This is a genomic window from Streptomyces flaveolus, from assembly GCF_014648815.1.
Classification (GTDB): domain Bacteria; phylum Actinomycetota; class Actinomycetes; order Streptomycetales; family Streptomycetaceae; genus Streptomyces; species Streptomyces flaveolus.
Genome location: NZ_BMRV01000025.1, coordinates 42,713 through 61,209, shown reverse-complemented (window position 1 = coordinate 61,209; position 18,497 = coordinate 42,713). Strand labels below are relative to the sequence as shown.

At 73.2% G+C, this 18,497-nt stretch carries 15 protein-coding genes; 5 read left to right on the top strand and 10 right to left on the bottom strand.

What is annotated here, in order from left to right; genetic code table 11:
• The first annotated feature begins 119 nt into the window (after positions 1–119).
• Positions 120–683, top strand: coding sequence for a GtrA family protein (locus IEZ05_RS35045; protein WP_189234363.1), 564 nt, complete (start codon positions 120–122; stop codon positions 681–683).
• 6 nt (positions 684–689) lie between these two features.
• On the opposite strand, the gene draK is transcribed toward IEZ05_RS35045, so the two are convergent.
• Together draK and IEZ05_RS35035 are read right to left on the bottom strand one after the other, a co-directional pair.
• Positions 690–1,961, bottom strand: coding sequence for a two-component system sensor histidine kinase DraK (gene draK, locus IEZ05_RS35040; RefSeq protein ID WP_189234362.1), 1,272 nt, complete (start codon positions 1,959–1,961; stop codon positions 690–692).
• A 35-nt stretch (positions 1,962–1,996) separates the two neighbouring features.
• Complete coding sequence (locus IEZ05_RS35035; RefSeq protein ID WP_189234361.1) at positions 1,997–2,674, bottom strand: response regulator transcription factor; 678 nt, start codon at positions 2,672–2,674, stop codon at positions 1,997–1,999.
• A 547-nt stretch (positions 2,675–3,221) separates the two neighbouring features.
• On the opposite strand from IEZ05_RS35035, the gene IEZ05_RS35030 reads away from it, so the two are divergent.
• A complete protein-coding gene (locus IEZ05_RS35030) occupies positions 3,222–4,718 on the top strand; it encodes an MFS transporter (RefSeq protein WP_189234360.1) in 1,497 nt (498 codons plus the stop codon).
• Between the two features lie 962 nt (positions 4,719–5,680).
• Here the strand turns inward: IEZ05_RS35030 and IEZ05_RS35025 are convergent.
• Together IEZ05_RS35025 and IEZ05_RS35020 are read right to left on the bottom strand one after the other, a co-directional pair.
• Entirely contained in the window at positions 5,681–6,256 is a 576-nt protein-coding gene (locus tag IEZ05_RS35025) for an ATP-binding protein (protein ID WP_189234359.1), read from the bottom strand.
• A 188-nt stretch (positions 6,257–6,444) separates the two neighbouring features.
• Entirely contained in the window at positions 6,445–6,822 is a 378-nt protein-coding gene (locus IEZ05_RS35020) for an STAS domain-containing protein (protein ID WP_161164769.1), read from the bottom strand.
• A 239-nt stretch (positions 6,823–7,061) separates the two neighbouring features.
• Between IEZ05_RS35020 and IEZ05_RS35015 the strand changes: the two genes are divergently transcribed.
• Together IEZ05_RS35015 and IEZ05_RS35010 are read left to right on the top strand one after the other, a co-directional pair.
• Positions 7,062–7,988 carry an RNA polymerase sigma factor SigF gene (locus IEZ05_RS35015; RefSeq protein ID WP_189234358.1) on the top strand — a complete coding sequence of 309 codons (927 nt, stop codon included), beginning with the start codon at positions 7,062–7,064 and terminating at the stop codon, positions 7,986–7,988.
• Positions 7,989–8,196: 208 nt separating this feature from the next.
• Positions 8,197–9,765, top strand: a complete 1,569-nt coding sequence (locus IEZ05_RS35010) for an RICIN domain-containing protein (protein WP_189234357.1) — start codon at positions 8,197–8,199, stop codon at positions 9,763–9,765.
• Between the two features lie 19 nt (positions 9,766–9,784).
• Here the strand turns inward: IEZ05_RS35010 and hutI are convergent, their stop codons facing one another.
• Genes hutI through hutU form a run of 4 tightly spaced genes read right to left on the bottom strand, consistent with a single transcriptional unit; the run spans position 9,785 to position 15,244 of the window.
• Entirely contained in the window at positions 9,785–10,960 is a 1,176-nt protein-coding gene (gene hutI, locus IEZ05_RS35005) for an imidazolonepropionase (protein ID WP_189234356.1), read from the bottom strand.
• Positions 10,961–10,998: 38 nt separating this feature from the next.
• The gene (locus tag IEZ05_RS35000) at positions 10,999–12,342 is read right to left on the bottom strand and encodes a formimidoylglutamate deiminase (protein WP_189234355.1); all 1,344 of its coding nucleotides are present in this window, start codon (positions 12,340–12,342) and stop codon (positions 10,999–11,001) included.
• The gene (locus IEZ05_RS34995; protein WP_189234354.1) at positions 12,339–13,556 is read right to left on the bottom strand and encodes an allantoate amidohydrolase; all 1,218 of its coding nucleotides are present in this window, start codon (positions 13,554–13,556) and stop codon (positions 12,339–12,341) included. Before IEZ05_RS34995 ends, IEZ05_RS35000 begins: the two co-directional genes overlap by 4 nt.
• The gene (hutU, locus tag IEZ05_RS34990; RefSeq protein WP_189234353.1) at positions 13,553–15,244 is read right to left on the bottom strand and encodes a urocanate hydratase; all 1,692 of its coding nucleotides are present in this window, start codon (positions 15,242–15,244) and stop codon (positions 13,553–13,555) included. Before hutU ends, IEZ05_RS34995 begins: the two co-directional genes overlap by 4 nt.
• Before the next feature lie 160 nt (positions 15,245–15,404).
• On the opposite strand from hutU, the gene IEZ05_RS34985 reads away from it, so the two are divergent.
• Positions 15,405–16,802, top strand: a complete 1,398-nt coding sequence (locus tag IEZ05_RS34985; RefSeq protein WP_189234352.1) for a type III PLP-dependent enzyme domain-containing protein — start codon at positions 15,405–15,407, stop codon at positions 16,800–16,802.
• Between the two features lie 105 nt (positions 16,803–16,907).
• On the opposite strand, the gene IEZ05_RS34980 is transcribed toward IEZ05_RS34985, so the two are convergent.
• Both IEZ05_RS34980 and IEZ05_RS34975 read right to left on the bottom strand, forming a co-directional pair.
• Positions 16,908–17,492, bottom strand: a complete 585-nt coding sequence (locus tag IEZ05_RS34980; protein WP_189234351.1) for a hypothetical protein — start codon at positions 17,490–17,492, stop codon at positions 16,908–16,910.
• A 115-nt stretch (positions 17,493–17,607) separates the two neighbouring features.
• The gene (locus tag IEZ05_RS34975; protein ID WP_189234350.1) at positions 17,608–18,450 is read right to left on the bottom strand and encodes a MurR/RpiR family transcriptional regulator; all 843 of its coding nucleotides are present in this window, start codon (positions 18,448–18,450) and stop codon (positions 17,608–17,610) included.
• Positions 18,451–18,497: the final 47 nt, after the last annotated feature.

Below are 18,497 nucleotides of genomic sequence, written 5' to 3'. Positions count from 1 at the left end.
TTCCCGGCCGTCCCCCGGCCCCCTCGCGGGGCGATACCCGCGCCCGCAGGAAGATCGCATCCCCGGGTGGTTAGCATGGCTGGACCGACGCCAACCGATGGACGGGGGCCTGCACGACCATGGGACATGGTTCCTCGGCTGCCCGTACGGCGCCCCCGGCACCCCGCGGCGGCGTGCGCCGGCGGCTCGACCGGCTGGTCCGTGAGGCCCTGAAGTTCGGCGCGGTGGGCGGCGCGGGCGTGCTGGTCAACCTCCTCGTCTTCAACCTGGTCCGGCACGTGACCGACCTCCAGGTGGTGCGGGCGAGCATCGTGGCCACGGTCGTCGCGATCGTCTTCAACTACCTGGGCTTCCGCTACTTCACGTACCGGGACCGCGACAAGAGCGGCCGCACCCGCGAGATGTCGCTGTTCCTGCTGTTCAGCGCGGTCGGCCTGGTGATCGAGAACGGCGTGCTCTACACGGCGACGTACGGCTTCGGCTGGGACAGCCCGCTGCAGAGCAACATCTTCAAGTTCCTCGGCATCGGCATCGGCACGCTGTTCCGCTTCTGGTCGTACCGCAGCTGGGTCTTCCGCACACTGCCGGCCTCCGATCCGAGGCCGCGGGAGGACTCCTTCGGGGAGCACGGACGCCCGGCGCCGGTACGCGAGGCCGACGGCACACCCGCGGCCCACCGCTGACGGCGGCTAGCGCACCGTCTCCCCCTCGTGGGACGACGACTTCTTCGGCGGCGTCCGGGACAGGAACAGGCCGAAGACCGGGGGCCGGGACTGGAGGAGTTCCAGGCGTCCGCCGTCCGCCTCGGCCAGGTCCCGGGCGACGGCCAGGCCGATGCCCGTCGAGTTCCGCCCGCTGATCGTGCGTTCGAAGATCCGCGCCCCCAGGTCGGCCGGGACACCGGGCCCCTCGTCGGTGACCTCGACCACCGCCTGGTTGCCCGTCACCCGGGTCCGCAGGGCCACCGTGCCGCCGCCGTGCATCAGGGAGTTCTCGATCAGCGCGGCCAGCACCTGCGCCACCGCGCCCGGCGTGCCCACGGCCGTCAGATGCCGCTTGCCGGAGCTGACGATCGCCCGCCCCGAGCTGCGGTAGGCGGGACGCCACTCGGCGATCTGCTGCTGGATGATGTCGTCCAGCTCGAAGGTGACGGCGGAGCCGCTGCGCGGGTCGCGGGAGTTCGTCAGCAGCCGGTCCACGACGTCCGTCAGCCGCTCCACCTGCGACAGCGCGATCGTCGCCTCCTCCTTCACCGTCTCCGGCTCGTCGGTGAGGGTGATCTCCTCCAGCCGCATGGACAGCGCCGTCAGCGGCGTGCGCAGCTGGTGGGAGGCGTCGGCGGCCAGACGGCGTTCGGCGGTGAGCATCCGGGCGATGCGCTCGGCGGAGGAGTCCAGCACGTCCGCGACGCGGTCCAGCTCGGGGACGCCGTAGCGCTTGTGCCGGGGGCGCGGGTCGCCGGAGCCGAGGCGTTCGGCGGTCTCGGCGAGGTCGGTGAGCGGGGAGGCGAGGCGGTTGGCCTGGCGGATGGCCAGCAGCACCGCGGCGATCACCGCCAGCAGCGCGACCAGGCCGATGATCAGCAGTGTCCGGCCGACCTCCCGGGTCACCGAGGAGCGCGGCTCCTCCACGAGGACCGTCTCGCCCTCCTCGCCGGTAGCCTTGCCGCGGATGACGTCGCCCTCCGGCTTGCTGCCGACCTCGATGACCCGCTCACCGGGGATGCGGATCACCGCGTACCGGGCGTCGGCGACCTGCTCGCGCAGGAAGCCCTCGTCGACGGACCCGGTGCCGAGCAGCCGGCTGTCCACGATGCTGGCCAGCCGCACCGCCTCCAGGTCCACACGCTCCTGGGCGGTGGTGCTGATCGTCCGGGTCTCCACGATGACGAGGGAGACGCCGAACACGGCGATCACGACGAGCACCACGGCGAGCGTGGACTGGATCAGTCGGCGGCGCATGTTCCCCTACGTACCCGCGTACGGCCCCGGAGGGCTCAGTTCTTCTCGAAGCGGAAGCCCACACCGCGCACGGTGGCGATGTAGCGGGGGTTGGCCGCGTCGTCGCCCAGCTTCTTGCGCAGCCAGGAGATGTGCATGTCGAGGGTCTTCGTCGACGACCACCAGGTGGTGTCCCAGACCTCGCGCATCAGCTGGTCGCGGGTGACCACCCGGCCGGCGTCGCGCACCAGCACCCGCAGCAGGTCGAACTCCTTGGCGGTGAGCTGGAGCTCCTCCTCGCCCATCCAGGCGCGGTGCGACTCGACGTCGATGCGCACGCCGTGCGTGGCGGGCGGCTGCTGGGGCTCGGCGGCGCCGCGCCGCAGCAGGGCGCGGACCCGGGCGAGCAGCTCGGCCAGCCGGAAGGGCTTGGTGACGTAGTCGTCCGCCCCGGCGTCCAGGCCGACGACGGTGTCCACCTCGTCGGCGCGGGCGGTCAGGATCAGGATCGGCACGGCGTGCCCTTCGGAGCGCAGCCGACGGGCGACCTCCAGTCCGTCCATGCCGGGCAGCCCGAGGTCCAGCACGACCAGGTCGATGCCGCCCTGCATCCCGGCGTCGAGTGCGGTGGGGCCGTCCTCACGCACCTCGACCTCGTACCCTTCCCGGCGCAGTGCGCGGGCCAGCGGCTCCGAGATGGACGCGTCGTCCTCGGCGAGCAGTACACGGGTCATGAGCTGATGGTAGTCCGCTCGGAGCAACGCCCGGGGTGAGATCGGCGTGAGGGTCTCTTACCTCCGGACATGCCGGACAGGTGCCGCGTCCGGGCCGGGCGCACGCCGTCCGGCCCGTGCCGCCGCCCCGGTTGCGGGCCTGCGGCTGTGGGGTGTCATCCTGGGATGGACCTTCGAAAGACCCTTCGCGGTTCCGTCGTCACCTGTGATCCGTGTCTCAAGTCCTTCCATACCGGGCGGTGTCCTGCCGTATGGTGAATCAGCGCCTGTAGCACCCAGAGGACCTTTGGCGACAGTTCGACGCTGAAGGTCTCTTTCGTGTGCGGGCCGGTCCACGGCCGGCCTCGAAAGGAATGACCTGTGGCCGGGCCTCATCGCGTGCAGAGAAGCGCGCGGAGGCGTGGATCCCGGTGGTCGCCGTCCATCGCTCCGTGATCCGGGGCGAATCCCTCAGGCGTGGGGTCGGACGGGTGAGGCCGCCGGTGCCGGCTGCCCCCCACCGGGCGCGCATCGCCTCATGAGCGCGTCCCGACAGCAAGGAACGACCATGGCGTCCAGCCTGACGAAGGACTCGGTCCGCCCGGGCACCCCCGGTTCCGAGAAGACCTTCTTCGGCCACCCCCGCGGACTGGCCACTCTCTTCATGACCGAGATGTGGGAGCGTTTCTCCTACTACGGCATGAGGGCTCTGCTCCCGCTGTACCTCGTCGCTCCGGGCGGTCTCGGCCTCAGCGCCGGCACCGCGACCGCGATCTACTCGGTGTACCTGTCGCTGGTGTACCTGCTCACGATGCCGGGCGGCTGGTTCGGCGACCGTGTCTGGGGCCCCCGCAAGACCGTGGCCATCGCCGGCGGCGTCATCATGCTCGGCCACCTCACGCTGGCCCTGCCCTCCTCGGGCACGTTCTACGCGGGTCTCGGTCTGGTCGCCATCGGCTCGGGTCTGCTGAAGGCCAACATCTCGACGATGGTCGGCCAGCTCTACGACGGTCCGGACGACCCGCGCCGCGACGGTGGCTTCACCGTCTTCTACATGGGCATCAACCTCGGTGCCTTCGTGGCGCCGCTGACCATCGGCACCATCGGTGAGAGCGTCAACTGGCACCTGGGCTTCGCGCTCGCCGCGGTCGGCATGGCGCTCGGTGTGGTCCAGTTCCTGATCGGCAGCCGCCACCTCAACCCGCACTCCAGCGTCGTCCCGAAGCCGCTGTCGGTGGAGGAGAAGACCTCGACGCTGCGCAAGGCCGCGTTCTGGGCCGCGATCGCCGTCGTGTTCTACGCGATCGTCGGCTTCTCCGGCCACTACACGCTGAACTGGATCCTGGTCCCGCTGACCCTGCTGGGCGTGATCATCCCGATCCTGGTGCTGACCCGCATCAAGCGCGACAAGTCGCTGGACCGTGCCGAGCAGTCGAAGATGTCGGCGTACATCTGGTTCTTCGTCGCGGCGGCCGTCTTCTGGATGATCTACGACCAGGGCGGCTCGACGCTGTCGATCTTCGCCGACTCCTCCGCCGAGAACAGTGTCCTCGGCTGGGAGTTCCCGGTCTCCTGGTACCAGTCGGTCAACCCGGTCATCATCATGGCCCTGGCCCCGGTCTTCGCCTCGCTGTGGCTGGCGCTGGCCCGCCGCGGCAAGGAGCCGAGCACGATCGTGAAGTTCTCGTTCGGCCTGGTGCTGGTCGGCGCGTCCTTCTTCCTCTTCCTCGCCCCGCTGGCGATCGCCGACGGCGGTCACAAGGCGGCGGCGCTGTGGCTGGTGGCGATCTACTTCGTCCAGACCTGCGGTGAGCTGCTGCTGTCGCCGGTCGGTCTGTCGGTCACCACGAAGATGGCGCCGGTGAAGTACGCGTCGCAGATGATGGGCGTCTGGTTCCTGGCCGTCACCGCCGGTGACGCCACGACCGGTCTGCTCTCCATCGCCGGCGTCGACCTGAACAAGACGGGCATCGTGGCGCTGGAGGCCACGCTCGCCGTGGTCGCCGGTGCGGCGGTGTGGATGTACCGCAAGCGCGTCAAGGAACTCATGGGCGACGTCCGCTGAGGCCTGCCGGCCGGACCTTGCTCTCGGAGGGCCACCCCATCCTTGCCCGGATGCGGTGGCCCTCCGGGCGTTGCGGGGAGTCCCCGGCCGGGCGGCCCACCTCGGCGGCAGGCGGCCGCGCCAGCCACCGCACCGCGGCCGGGCCCCGTGCGGCCGCGGCCGAGGGCCGCCGATGCGGCAGGTGCGGGCCACCCATGCCGCCACACCGCGCGCCGCTCGCGCTGCTGACGCTGCGGGTCACCCCCGCCGGCCGTCCGGTTCCAGGCGGCGGCCAGGTGCTCCTGCGCCGGCTTGGTCGTCGCATAGACGTTGCGCGGCTCGGCCGGGGTGTGGCACCTGAGCGCCCGGCTCACGCCGCCCACACTGCGCGCTTCCCCCACCGCCCTGGCCGAGCACCCGGCCCCTGCCGCCCTGGCTGCGGGTCATCCGCACCGCCCCAGCTGCGGGCAGTCGTGCCGCGGGGGCGGCACGGGTGGGCGCAGCGGCACCCCGTCAGCGCCGGGCCGCGCGACCCACCCCCGCCCAGCCCGCCGCGCATCGCAGCACACCCCGACGCGGGGACAGGGATCCGTCTCGGCGGTAAGGCGGCCACAGCACGGGATGTGGGGGCGACGCGGCGCGCGGGTCGAGCCTCGCCGGCCTCTCGCGGCTGCGAGGGCCGTTCGTGGGGCGCGGGGCCCCGTGCAGGCTCGAGACGTCCAGGCGTGATCCTCGCCGTGTGCGGCCGGTCGGCCGGATGAGGTGAGGCCGACGGACACCTGGCGGTACCGGGCAGGCGCGCCGCGGTCTGCGCCTCGGCACCGTGCGTTGACGGCGGAGCGAGCCCGGCGCCACGCCCGGGCGTGGGATGCAGCCTGCGGGCGCACAGGCCGGCGGCGTGCTGCGCGGTGCGGCCAGGGGGCGCACAGGCCGACCTGCCGCGAGGCGCGATCGGCCGGCGTACCGCCGGAGGCGGTCGGCGGTTACGCCGGGGCGCCCAGCTCCGCCCAGACTCGTTTGCCCGCGACGCCCGGGGTCCGTACGACGCCCCAGTCCAGGCACAGGCGCTGCACGATGAACATGCCGTGGCCGCCGGGGCGGCCCGCGCGATGCGGGGTGCGGGGTGCGGGCTGGCCCGCGCCGCGGTCGGAGACCTCCAGCCGGATCACCTTCTTGTCGCAGGTGATCGACAGCTCGTCCGGCCCCTCGGCATGCAGGCACGCGTTGGTGACCAGCTCGGAGACGACGAGCAGCACGTCCTCCGCGGCGGCACGCTGGTCGGCGGTGGCGGAGGGCAGCCAGCCCCACGCGTACAGCGCCTCGCGGGTGAAGTCACGGGCGAGCGGGACGACACCGCTCTGGTCGTCGAAGCTCAGCCTGCGGACCTGGCGGCCACCCGCCACGGCCGCCGACGCGGATGCGGGCACGCCGGTCCCAGGAGCGGGCGCGCCGCCTCCCCCGGGCTCACCGGCCCCGGGCGCGCCCCCGTCGGACGCCCCGGAAGCGCCGCTGGGCTCCGGACCGCGGTCGCCCGGCGAGTAGGGCCGGGTGGTGCTCATCAGCGCTTCACCTCACCGATTCACCAGTTCACGTTTCAAAGTCGTACACAGTCACAGTCACAGTCAGGATGTCTCCTGCCCGACCGGACCGGCTGAACACCCCTGTATTCGCCACGAAACACGGGACGGGGTGAAAACGCCGGCATCAGAGGCCGCACGAGACCCGCCGCCGTGCCCGGGGCCACGGCTCAGTCGGACTCGTCCGACAGCGCCGCCTCGAGCGTGTCATGGAGGGTGAAGACCGCTTCGGCCCCCGTGATCTCGAACACGCGCGCCACCACCGGCTGCATGGCCACGAGATGTACGCCACCCCCTGCGGCTTCCGCCTTCAACCGCGCGCCGAGCAGGACGTTGAGTCCCGTGGAGTCACAGAACTCCAGGCGCGAACAGTCGACGACGAGCCGGTTGAATCCCTTGGCGAGGCATTCCTCCAGTGGCTCGCGCAACAGATCGGCGGTGTGGTGATCCAACTCACCCGCCGGAGTCACGACGGCACTGGGGCCCTCTTCGCGCACCTCGACCAGAAGCCGGCCCGACTGTGCGCTGCCGACCGTCCCGCGGTCCATGCCGTTTCTCTCTCCCGACGTCGTGACTGCTGCTGACGCCCTCGAACACTACGCCTTCCCACGGCACTCCGACACCCGAACAAGTGCACACAAACGGACATACCCACACAGAACACACTTGCGGTGGGCTCGGTAAACCCGGTAGGGCTAGTAGGAACACACACCCGACACGGCCGGCTTTGGAGGCGCCGCACACCGCAGTGCACGCAATTGGCTTCGGCAGCCGTATGCCGAGAACGATGGAGGACACCATGTCACCCCGGCTCGACGGATCGCGTACCCAGGAAGCGACGTCGACACTCCCTCCGGAACATCTGGATCCCATCGAGCACCATGACGCTGCCGTCGGTCACGACGGCACCCTCGCCGGGCTCCCGGACATCCCCGCCTTCGACGAGGTGACTCCGGCGGACGCCCGAGCCCTGTCGAAGACCCTCTTCGAGCGGCTGGAATCGCTGGAGGAAGGCACCCACGACTTCTCGTACGTGCGCAACACGCTCGTCGAGCTCAACCTCGCACTGGTCAAGTTCGCCGCCTCCCGCTTCCGCTCCCGCAGCGAGCCGATGGAGGACATCATCCAGGTCGGCACCATCGGCCTGATCAAGGCGATCGACCGCTTCGAGATGTCGCGCGGTGTCGAGTTCCCCACGTTCGCGATGCCGACCATCATCGGCGAGATCAAGCGTTTCTTCCGCGACACCTCGTGGTCCGTGCGCGTCCCGCGCCGGCTGCAGGAGCTGCGGCTCGACCTGGCCAAGGCCGGCGACGAGCTGGCCCAGCGCCTCGACCGCGCCCCGACGGTGTCCGAACTGGCCGAGCACCTCGGCCTGTCCCGGGACGAGGTCGTCGAGGGCATGGCCGCCTCGAACGCCTACACCGCCTCCTCGCTGGACGCCCAGCCGGAGGAGGACGACGCGGAGGGCGCGCTCGCCGACCGCATCGGCTACGAGGACCACGGACTCGAGGGCATCGAGTACGTCGAGTCGCTGAAGCCGCTGATCGCCGAACTCCCGCCCCGGGACCGGAAGATCCTGTCCCTGCGCTTCGTGGCGGGCATGACCCAGTCGGAGATCGGCGAGGAACTCGGCATCTCCCAGATGCACGTGTCCCGGCTGCTGTCGCGGACGCTGGTACGGCTGCGCAAGGGGCTCACGGTCGAGGAGTGATCCTCACCGGGTGACGCTTGTCCTCCAGAGGGGCGGTCCGGGCCGGGCCGCCCCCCTTCGGGTTCCGCACCCGCCGAGCGGCGGACGCCCGCTGTTACCCACGGCAACCTCTTTCCTCCCGGGCCCCGTTCCATCACTATGGGCACCCGCAAACTGGCCGGTACGTCAGGACCGGTGCGGTGGCGACGCGGTGCGAGGAGGCGGACGGATGGCTCGGGGCGACGGGACCGGCGGCGATGCCCAGGCCGGGGGCGGGGCGCGCACCGGCGCGTCCGACGCGCGGCTGACCGAACTGCTGCGCACCGACACGCCCACCGCGTATCCGGCGCTCCAGGAGCTGCGGGCGCGGCACCAGCCGCCGGTCCTCGCCTACGCCCGTCTGTGCGCGGCCGGCGAGTCCGCGGCACGCCAACTGGCTGCCGCGGCCTTCACCCTGGCGGCGCGTCAGGCCGCGCGCGGCACCGACGGCGGCGGACCGTGGCGCCACCGGCTGCTGACGCTGACCGCGGAGGTCGCGGCCGGGTGGGCGGCCGACGAGCGGGCCGCCGGACTCGACCCGAACCTGCTCCTCGTACTGAACACGGCGGGCACCGGCCGCCCTCCGGTCCCGCCCATGCTGTCCGCCTTCCGCTCCCTGCCGTCCCGGTCCCGGGGCCTGATCTGGTACGGGCTCGTGGACCGGGAGCCGGCCGACCGCACCGCCACGCTGCTCGGCCTCACCCCGCAGGACGTCGTCCACGGCACCGACCCGGCGCTCCAGTCGCTCGCCCAGGCCTGTCTGCGGTCCCGGCTCGCCGCCTCCGACGACCCGCGCTGCGTGGACTTCCGGCGGCTCGTCGAGGAGTCGGTACGGCCCGACAGCCCCCGCGACAGCGCCGATCTGCACGCCCACATGGCGCACTGCGCACACTGCGCGGCCGCGTACGAGGAGCAGTGCACCCTGCGGGACACCCCGCGCACGGCCCTGGCGGAGGGGCTGCTGCCGTGGGCGGGCACGGCGTACGCGGCGCGCGAGGCGGGCGGTGTCCCGTCCCTCGCGGTCCCCGGGGGGCGGGCGCCGGCACGCCGTTTCGCGCTGGCCTCGGCGGCTCTGGGCGTGGCGCTGGCGCCGCTGCTCTTCCTCCTGCTGTCCCCGGGCGACGCCCCGTCCCGTCCGGCGGCGGACGCGACCTCCGAACCCCCGGCCGGACCACCGCCGGTGACGGTGACGGCGACCGTCCCCGCTCCCCCGTCCTCCCCCGCGCCGTCCCCCTCGGCGACCTCCCCGTCCTCGTCCCCGACGCGGACGGCGAGCCCGGCCGCCCCCTCGCGCACGGCCCGGCCGACGCCCTCGCCCGCCGCCCCGGCACCGTCGTACCGGCCACCGGGCAGCGCCTACGCCCAGGTGGTGAACGCCGCGTCGGGCCAGTGCCTGGACATCCGGGACGGCGGCCTGGAGAAGGGGGCGGACGTCGTCATGGCCGCGTGCACCGCCGCCCGCACCCAGCTGTGGCGGGTCGACGCCGGGCGCGGGGTGGTCCAGTCGTACGCCGACGACGACTACTGCCTGGACAGTCGCGGCTCGGTCGACCGGGGCGTCGGCATCTGGCTGTGCGACTCGGTCGACGGGCGCAACGGCCAGAACCTCCGCTTCTCGGTGGACGGGCGCGGGGTGATCCGCCCCGGCATCGCTCCCGACCGTGCGGTGACGCCGGGCGGGGGAACGTCGGTGGTCCTCGTCGGGACGGACGCGGGGCGCACGAACCAGCGGTGGCGTGCCGGGGCCGCCGGCTCCTGAGCGGTCCCGGGGGAGGGCGTCACACCACGCGTACGCCGCGCCGCCACACCCCGTCGACCAGCGGCACGCCGGGCCGGTAGGCCAGGTGGACGTGGCTCGGGGCGTCGAGGAGGGTCAGGTCGGCGTACGCGCCCGGAGTGACGCGGCCGACGTCGTCGCGGCGCAGGGCCGCCGCACCGCCCGCGGTGGCCGACCAGACCGCCTCGTCCGGCGTCATCCCCATGTCCCGCACCGCGAGCGCGATGCAGAAGGGGACGGAGGACGTGAAGGACGAGCCGGGGTTGCAGTCGGTGGAGAGCGCGACCGTGACGCCGGCGTCGATGAGGCGTCGGGCGTCCGGCCACTCGGCGCGGGTGGAGAACTCGGCCCCGGGCAGCAGGGTCGCGACGGTGTCGCTGTGGGCGAGGGCGTCCACGTCGGCGTCGGTGAGGTGGGTGCAGTGGTCGGCGCTGGCGGCGTCCAGCTCGACGGCCAGCTGGACGCCGGGGCCGTAGGAGAGCTGGTTGGCGTGGATGCGCGGGTGCAGGCCCTTGGCCTGGCCGGCGGTGAGGATCGCGCGGGCCTGGTCGCCGTCGAAGGCGCCCTTCTCGCAGAACACGTCGACCCAGCGGGCGTGCGGGGCGCAGGCGTCGAGCATCTCGCCGGTGACGAGGGCGACGTAGGCGGCCGGGTCGTCGGCGAGTTCGGGGGCGACGACGTGGGCGCCGAGGTAGGTGACCTCGTCGGTGTGGCGGGCGGCGATGCGCAGGGCGCGGGACTCGTCGGCGGTGGTCAGGCCGTAACCGGACTTGGTCTCGAAGGTCGTGGTGCCCTGGCGCAGGGCCTCCGCGAGGTAGCGGGTGAGTCCCGCCTCCAGTTCCTCGTCGCTCGCGGCGCGGGTGGCGGCGACGGTGGTGCGGATGCCGCCGGCGCTGTAGGGGCGGCCGGACATGCGGGCGTTGAACTCCTCGGTGCGGTCGCCCGCGAAGAGGAGGTGGGAGTGGGAGTCGACGAAGCCGGGCAGGACGGCCCGGCCGCCGGCGTCGACGCGCTTGTCAGTGGCGGGTGCTTTGCTTGCTTCACCGGTCCACGCGATGCGGTCGCCGTCGATGACGACGGCCGCGTCCCGGACCAGTCCGAGGGGGGAGTCGTCGCCGAGGGAGGGGTCGTTGGTGACGAGTGTGGCGATGTTGGTGATGACGGTGCTGCTGCTCATGGTGTGCGTGACGTCCTCGTGGGGGCGGGGTCGGGTGGTCAGGCGCGCAGGGCTTCGACGGCCCGTGCGAGGGCCTGCGGCACATCGGGGACGAGGGTGTGCGCCCCGTCGCGTACGACGTGCCGCCCGCCCACGACCGTGTGCCGTACGTCCGCTGCCGTCGCCGCGAATACGGCCGTCTCGGCGCCGAGCCTGGGCAGCGGCCCCGCTGTTCTGACCGAGTCCAGCGCGATCGTCGTGAGGTCGGCTCGGACGCCGGCCTCGATGCGGCCGGCGTCGTCCCAGCCGAGGGCGGCGTGGCCGTCGGCGGTGGCCGCGCGCAGCAGGGCGGCGGCGGTCCAGTGGCCGCGGGTGCGCGAGCGCAGCCGCTCGTTCAGCTCCATCGCGCGCGCCTCTTCCAGCAGGTCGACGACGGCGTGGCTGTCGGAGCCGAGGGAGAGGGGCGAGCCCGCCCGCTGGAGTGCGGGTGCGGGTCCGATGCCGTCGGCGAGGTCCCGTTCCGTGGTCGGGCACATGCAGGTGCCGGTGCGGCTGTCGCCGAGCAGGGCGATGTCCTCGTCGGTGAGGTGGGTGTTGTGGACGCCGGTGGTGCGGGGTCCGAGCACACCGTGGTCGGCGAGGAGCCGGGTCGGGGTGCATCCGTGGGCCCGTCGGCAGGCGTCGTTCTCGGCGGTCTGCTCGGACAGGTGCACGTGCAGCGGGGCCCGCCGTTCCTCGGCCCAGCGTGCCACGGTCGCCAACTGGTCGGCGGGCACGGCCCGTACGGAGTGGATCGCCGCCCCGATCCGTGCGTGATCCCGTTCCTTGAGAACCGAACAGCGTTCCGCCCAGGCGTCCGCCGTCCCGTCGGAGAAGCGGAGCTGGTGGGTGTTCGGGGGTTCGCCGAAGCCGGCGGAGAGGTAGCAGGTGTCGAGGAGGGTGATGCGGACGCCGGCTTCGGCGGCGGCCTGGATCAGGGCCTCGCCCATCGCGTTGGGGTCGGCGTAGGGGGTGCCGCCGGGGGCGTGGTGGACGTAGTGGAACTCGCCGACGGTGGTGATGCCGGCCAGGGCCATCTCGGCGTACACGGCGCGGGCGAGGTCGCGGTACGTCTCGGGAGTCAGCCGGTCGGCGACGGAGTACATGACCTCGCGCCAGGTCCAGAAGGTGCCGGAGCCGACCTGGACGGTGCCGCGCAGGGCGCGGTGGAAGGCGTGGCTGTGGGCGTCGGCGAGACCGGGGAGGGTCAGTCCGCGCAGGATCTCGGCGCCCGGGGGCGGGGTGGGGGTGTCCGTACGGACGGCGGCGACGCGGCCGTCGCGCACGTCCACGGCGACGCCCGGCTCGACGTGGGTGCCGAGCCAGGCGTGTTCCAGCCAGTACGTCCGTGCGGTGGGGGTCACGTGCGGGCCAGCCCTTCCAGTACGTCGGCGAGTGCGTTCACCCCGGCCACGCAGTCGTCCTCGGTGGCGGATTCGGCCGGGGAGTGCGAGACCCCGGTGGGGTTGCGTACGAACAGCATGGCGGTAGGGACGCGTCCGGAGAGGATTCCGGCGTCGTGTCCGGCGCCGGTGCCGAGCACGGGGACCTTCAGCTCGGTGTCGCTGCCCAGGATGCGGGCGAGTTCGTCGCGCAGGGCGTGGTCGAACTCCACGACGGGCGTGAAGGACTCGCGGACGACGTCGAGGTCGACGCCGTGGGCGGCGGCGTACTCGCGGGCGGCCTTCTCGATGCCGGTGACCACGGTGTCCAGGCTCGCCTGGTCGGCGGCGCGGGAGTCGAGCCAGCCGCGGACGAGGGAGGGGATGGCGTTGACGCCGTTCGGCTCGACGGCGATCTTTCCGAAGGTGGCGACGGCACCTGCGAGTTCGGCCTCGCGGCGGGCGGCGAGGACGGTCTCGGCGTAGCCGAGCATGGGGTCGCGCCGGTCGGCGAGCCGGGTGGTGCCGGCGTGGTTGGCCTCGCCCCGGAAGTCGAACCGCCAGCGTCCGTGCGGCCAGATGGCGCTGGCGACGCCGATCCGGTCGCCGGACAGGTCGAGGGCGCGGCCCTGCTCGACGTGGAGTTCGACGAAGGCGCCGATGCGGTCGAGGCGTTCGGGGTCGGGGCCGATGGTGCCCGGGTCGTGGCCGGCCGTCTCCATGGCCTGGGGCAGCGTGATGCCGTCGGCGTCGGTCAGGCGGTGGGCCTGTTCGACGGTGAGCGCCCCGGAGGTCAGCCGGGAGCCGACGCAGGCGAGGCCGAAGCGGGCGCCCTCCTCGTCGCCGAAGTTGACGATGCCCAGGGGCCTGGCGATCCGCGCTCCCCTGCCGCGCAGTTCGTCCAGTGCCGCGAAGGCGGAGACCACCCCGAGGGGGCCGTCGAAGGCGCCCCCGTCGGGGACGGAGTCCAGGTGGGAGCCGGTGACGACGGCGTTCCCGGCGGCCGGGTCGCCGAGCCACGCCCACTGGTTGCCGTTGCGGTCGACCTCGTAGGCCAGTCCGCGTGCCTGCGCCTGCTGCCGGAACCAGGCCCGGCAGTCGGCGTCGGCGCCGGTCCAGGCGAAGCGGCGGTAGCCGCCGGAGGCGGAGCTGCGGCCGATCGGCAGCAGCTCCGCCCACATGCTGTGGAAGCTCACGCGGCGCCGCCCTCGTGGCCTTCGCGCATCGGCACCCGCACGTCCCGTTCGGCGGCCACCGACTCCGCGATGTCGTATCCGGCGTCGACGTGCCGGATGACGCCCATGCCGGGGTCGTTGGTGAGGACCCGGCGGATCTTCTCGCCGGCCAGGGCGGTGCCGTCGGCGACCGTGACCTGCCCGGCGTGGAGGGAGCGGCCCATGCCGACGCCGCCGCCGTGGTGCAGGGAGACCCAGGAGGCGCCGGAGGCCACGTTGACCATGGCGTTGAGCAGCGGCCAGTCGGCGATGGCGTCGGAGCCGTCGAGCATGGCCTCGGTCTCGCGGTAGGGGGAGGCGACGGAGCCGCAGTCGAGGTGGTCGCGGCCGATGACGATCGGCGCGGCCAGCTCGCCGCTCGCGACCATGTCGTTGAACCGCTCACCGGCCTTGTCGCGCTCGCCGTAGCCGAGCCAGCAGATGCGGGCGGGCAGGCCCTGGAAGTGGACGCGCTCGCCGGCCATCTTGATCCAGCGGGCCAGCGACTCGTTCTCCGGGAAGAGGTCGAGGATCGCCTTGTCGGTCTTGGCGATGTCGGCGGGGTCGCCGGACAGGGCGGCCCAGCGGAAGGGGCCCTTGCCCTCGCAGAAGAGGGGGCGGATGTAGGCGGGGACGAAGCCGGGGAAGGCGAAGGCCCGGTCGTATCCGGCGAGCTGGGCCTCGCCGCGGATGGAGTTGCCGTAGTCGAAGACCTCGGCGCCGGCGTCCTGGAAGCCGACCATGGCCTCGACGTGCCGGGCCATGGACTCGCGGGCGCGGGTGGTGAAGCCCGCCGGGTCCTTGGCGGCGGCGTCGGCCATGTCCTCGAAGGCGATGCCGACGGGGAGGTACGCCAGCGGGTCGTGGGCCGAGGTCTGGTCGGTCACGATGTCGATGGGGGCGCCCATGGCGAGGAGCTGCGGCACCAGCTCGGCGGCGTTGCCGAGGACGCCGATGGACAGCGGCTTGCGCTGGTCGCGGGCCTCGGTGGCCAGGTGGAGGGCGTGGTCGAGGGAGTCGGCCCGCACGTCGAGGTACCGGTGCTCGATGCGGCGGTCGATGGCGCGGGGGTCGCAGTCGATGCAGATCGCGACGCCGTCGTTCATGGTGACGGCGAGGGGCTGGGCGCCGCCCATGCCGCCGAGGCCGGCGGTGAGGGTGATGGTCCCGGCGAGGGTGCCGCCGACCCCTTTGCCCATCGAATGCAGCTTCGCGGCGACGGCGGCGAAGGTCTCGTAGGTGCCCTGGAGGATGCCCTGGGTGCCGATGTAGATCCAGGAGCCGGCCGTCATCTGCCCGTACATGGTCAGGCCGAGGGCCTCCAGACGGCGGAACTCCTCCCAGTTGGCCCAGTCGCCGACGAGGTTGGAGTTGGCGATGAGGACGCGCGGGGCCCATTCGTGGGTCTGCATGACGCCGACCGGGCGGCCCGACTGGACGAGCATCGTCTCGTCCTGCTTGAGGGTCTTCAGGGTGCGGACCATGGCGTCGAAGGAGCGCCAGTCGCGGGCCGCCTTGCCGGTGCCGCCGTAGACGACGAGCTTGTCGGGGTGCTCGGCGACCTCGGGGTCGAGGTTGTTCTGCAGCATCCGCAGGGCGGCCTCCTGCTGCCAGCCCAGGGCGCTCGGCTGCGTACCGCGTGGCGCTCGGACAGGGCGGGGTCCGGACATGGTCTGCCTCCTGGTGGCTTGCTCCCGGCGGATTGTTACTGCGGATATTCATATCCTCGCCTCGTGAATAGAACTAGTCAATACGCCCGTGTCGCGGCGCGGGCGCGGCGCGGATGTTTGGCTGGACGTCCGGGCAGGCGGCGAAGGGACGGAGGATCGCGTGAGCGACGGCGTGGGCACGAGCGGTGATCTGGACGGCAGCGACGCGGAGCGGGCCGCGCGGCGGGACCAGGCGGTGCGGGCGGCCGTGGAGCAAGGGCTGCTCGGGCCCGACGCCCCGATCGTCGGGCTGCTGGACGTCGCCGGGATCCGTGAGTCGGCGGCGGCGCTGCGGGCCGCGTTCGAGGCGGTGACGGCCCCCGGGACGCCCGTGCTGCACGCGTTCGCGGTGAAGGCGAGCCCTCTGGTCCCGGTGCTGCGGCTGCTGCACGAGGAGGGCGTCGGCGCGGAGGTCGCGAGCCCGGGTGAGCTGGCCCTGGCGCGGGCCGCGGGGGTGCCTGCGGAGCGGACGGTGCTGGACTCGCCCGCCAAGACGCCGGGCGAGCTGCGCGAGGCGCTGGCGCTGGGCATCGCCGTCAACGCGGACAACCCGCAGGAGCTGGGGCGCCTCGACGCCCTGATGGCGGCGGGGACGAGCCGCTCCCCGCTCGGCATGAGGGTGAACCCGCAGGTCGGAGGGGGCTCCATCGAGGCGCTGTCGACGGCCACGGCGACCTCGAAGTTCGGCGTGGCGCTGCGCGACGAGGGGGCGCGCGAGTGGGTGGTGCGGGCGTATCTGGACCGGCCTTGGCTGACCCGGCTGCACGCGCACACCGGCTCCCAGGGCATCCCGCTCACGTTGATGGCCGAGGGCGTGGCCGAGACGTACGCGCTCGCCGAGGAGATCAACGACCGGGCCGGGCGCCGGCAGGTGGACACCCTCGACATCGGCGGCGGGCTGCCGGTGAACTTCACCTCCGACGAGACGGCACCGACGTACGCCCAGTACGCGCGGGTGCTGCGCGAGGCGGTGCCGGGACTGTTCGACGGGCGGTACGGGCTGGTCACCGAGTTCGGGCGGTCGCTGCTGGCCAAGCACGGCACGGTCGTGGCCCGCGTGGAGTACGCCAAGAGCGCCGGGGGCCGGCCGGTCGCGGTGACGCACGCGGGCGTGCAGGTGGCGACGCGGACGGTGTACGCGCCGGGGGCGTGGCCGCTGCGGATCGCCGCGTACGACGGCAAGGGGCTGCCGAAGGAGGGGCCGGACGTGGTGCAGGACGTGGCGGGACCGGCGTGCTTCGCGGGGGACCTGCTGGCGGCGGGGCGTGCGCTGCCGCTGCTGGAGCAGGGGGACTACGCGGCGGCGCTGGACACGGGGGCGTACTACTTCGCGCACCACTACGCGTACAACTCGCTGGCGCGGCCGGGGGTGTACGGGTTCGCCGGGGGCGGGGACCAGGGTGTGGCCTTCGCGACCGTGCGGGAAGCCCAGAGCGTCGAGGAGATCGTGGCCGAGGCGGGTGGTGAGTACGCCGGCTCGTTGAGCGGTCTTCGCCGTGGGGGTGCGGGTGGTTCGTAAGGTGCGGCGTACGTCGTGGTCGGTCGCGCCCACGCGGCGGAGCCGCACGGTGTCACAGCCCCTGGGTGGGGGCGCTGCGCGCCCCCACCCCGTTCCCTGCCCCGGTCAGACCAGCGCCGGCGTCTTTCGCCTCGCTCCACCGGGGGCCGCGTCGCCCGCCGCGATGCCCGTGCTGCGGTAGGCCTTGACCGTCTTGCCCGCCGGGCGGCCCGCGTTGCGGGCGAGCCAGTCCACGCGGACCCACAGCAGGGCGTCCCCGGCCTGTTCGCGGCGGCCGATCCAGGCGGACTTCAGCCACAGCCCGGCGCCGCAGCCCGCCATCAGCAGTCCGGCCGCCGCCGGGACGGCGAAGGCGCTGCCGAGTGCGGCGAGGAAGGCGAGCAGCAGCCACCAGCGGTGACCCCGGCGCCAGTTGCGCACGGTCACCGCGCGGTCCTGGAGCACGTCGTGCTTGCCCGCGCGGGCGGCCGAGCCGGCCAGCGCGGTGTACCGCTTGCGGCGCACGGACGCCACCACGGCCGTCGCCACGATGAACAGCGCCGCACCGGCCAGGACGCCGATCCGGCGCCCGGTCAGTCCCGGCACCAGCACGCCGATGCCCGCCGCGAGTACGCCCAGCCACCACAACGGCGCCGCCCCCGCCCGTACGACGACGGCGACCCGAGCCAGTCCCTGTCCTCCGCGCGCCACGTTCCGGCCTCCTCGTCCCCAGTCCTGTCTGTGCGATGCGTCCGACGGAAGTGTCGGGCGCCGCACTGTAGCGGGGGAAGCTGAGACGAATCTGAGAACCCGTCGGCCGTCCGGGTCACTCCACGAACAGGCCCCGGGCCGCCGCCCTGGCGTCGAACTCCTCCAGCCGGGCCTGGGCGTCCGGCAGGTCGTCGCACATCGCCTCCAGCAGCACCCGGCCGATCAGCATCGGCGCGCAGGCCGTGTCGAAGGCGAGCCCCGTGCCGACGGCGGCGGGCAGCACCAGGTCGGACACCTTGGCGACCGGCGCGAAGGCGGAGTCGGCGACGGTCACCACCGTGAGCCCCGCCTCCTTGGCGTGCGCGAGGGTGTCGACGACCTCGCGCGGATGCCGGGGCAGGGCGAAGCAGATCAGGGCGCTCGCGCCGGCCCGGACGGCGGCGTCGATGCGGTCGTGGATCATCGTGCCGCCCTCGTTGAGGAGCCGCACGTCGGGGTGGACCTTGGCGGCGAAGTAGGCGAAGCCGTGCGCCTGGGCGGCCGCCGCCCGCAGCCCGAGGACCGGGAGGGGCCGGCTGCCCGCGAGGACCCGGCCCGCCTCCCGCACCGGCCCCGGGTCGGCCAGCGCCTCCGCCAGGTGCCGCAGGTTCTCGATCTCGGCCTCCACGGCCTGCTGGTACTCGTTCACGGCGCCCGCATCCGTCGCCGTCTCCGCGGGGGCGACCTCGCGCAGGTGCCGGCGCAGCGCCGGGTAGCCGTCGAAGCCGAGGGCGACGGCGAAGCGGGTCACGGACGGCTGGCTGACCCCGGCCAGCTCGGCCAGTTCCACGCTGGACAGGAAGGGCACGTCGGCGGCGCGCCGCACCATGCTGTGCGCGATGCGCCGCTGGGTCGGCGTCAGCCGGTGCCCCTCGAAGAGCGCCTGCAGCCGCGCGGCCGGGCCGTCCGTCCCGATCATGACGTGCTCCCCCTCGACCTATTCACCCGTACCGGATTCTGCATACC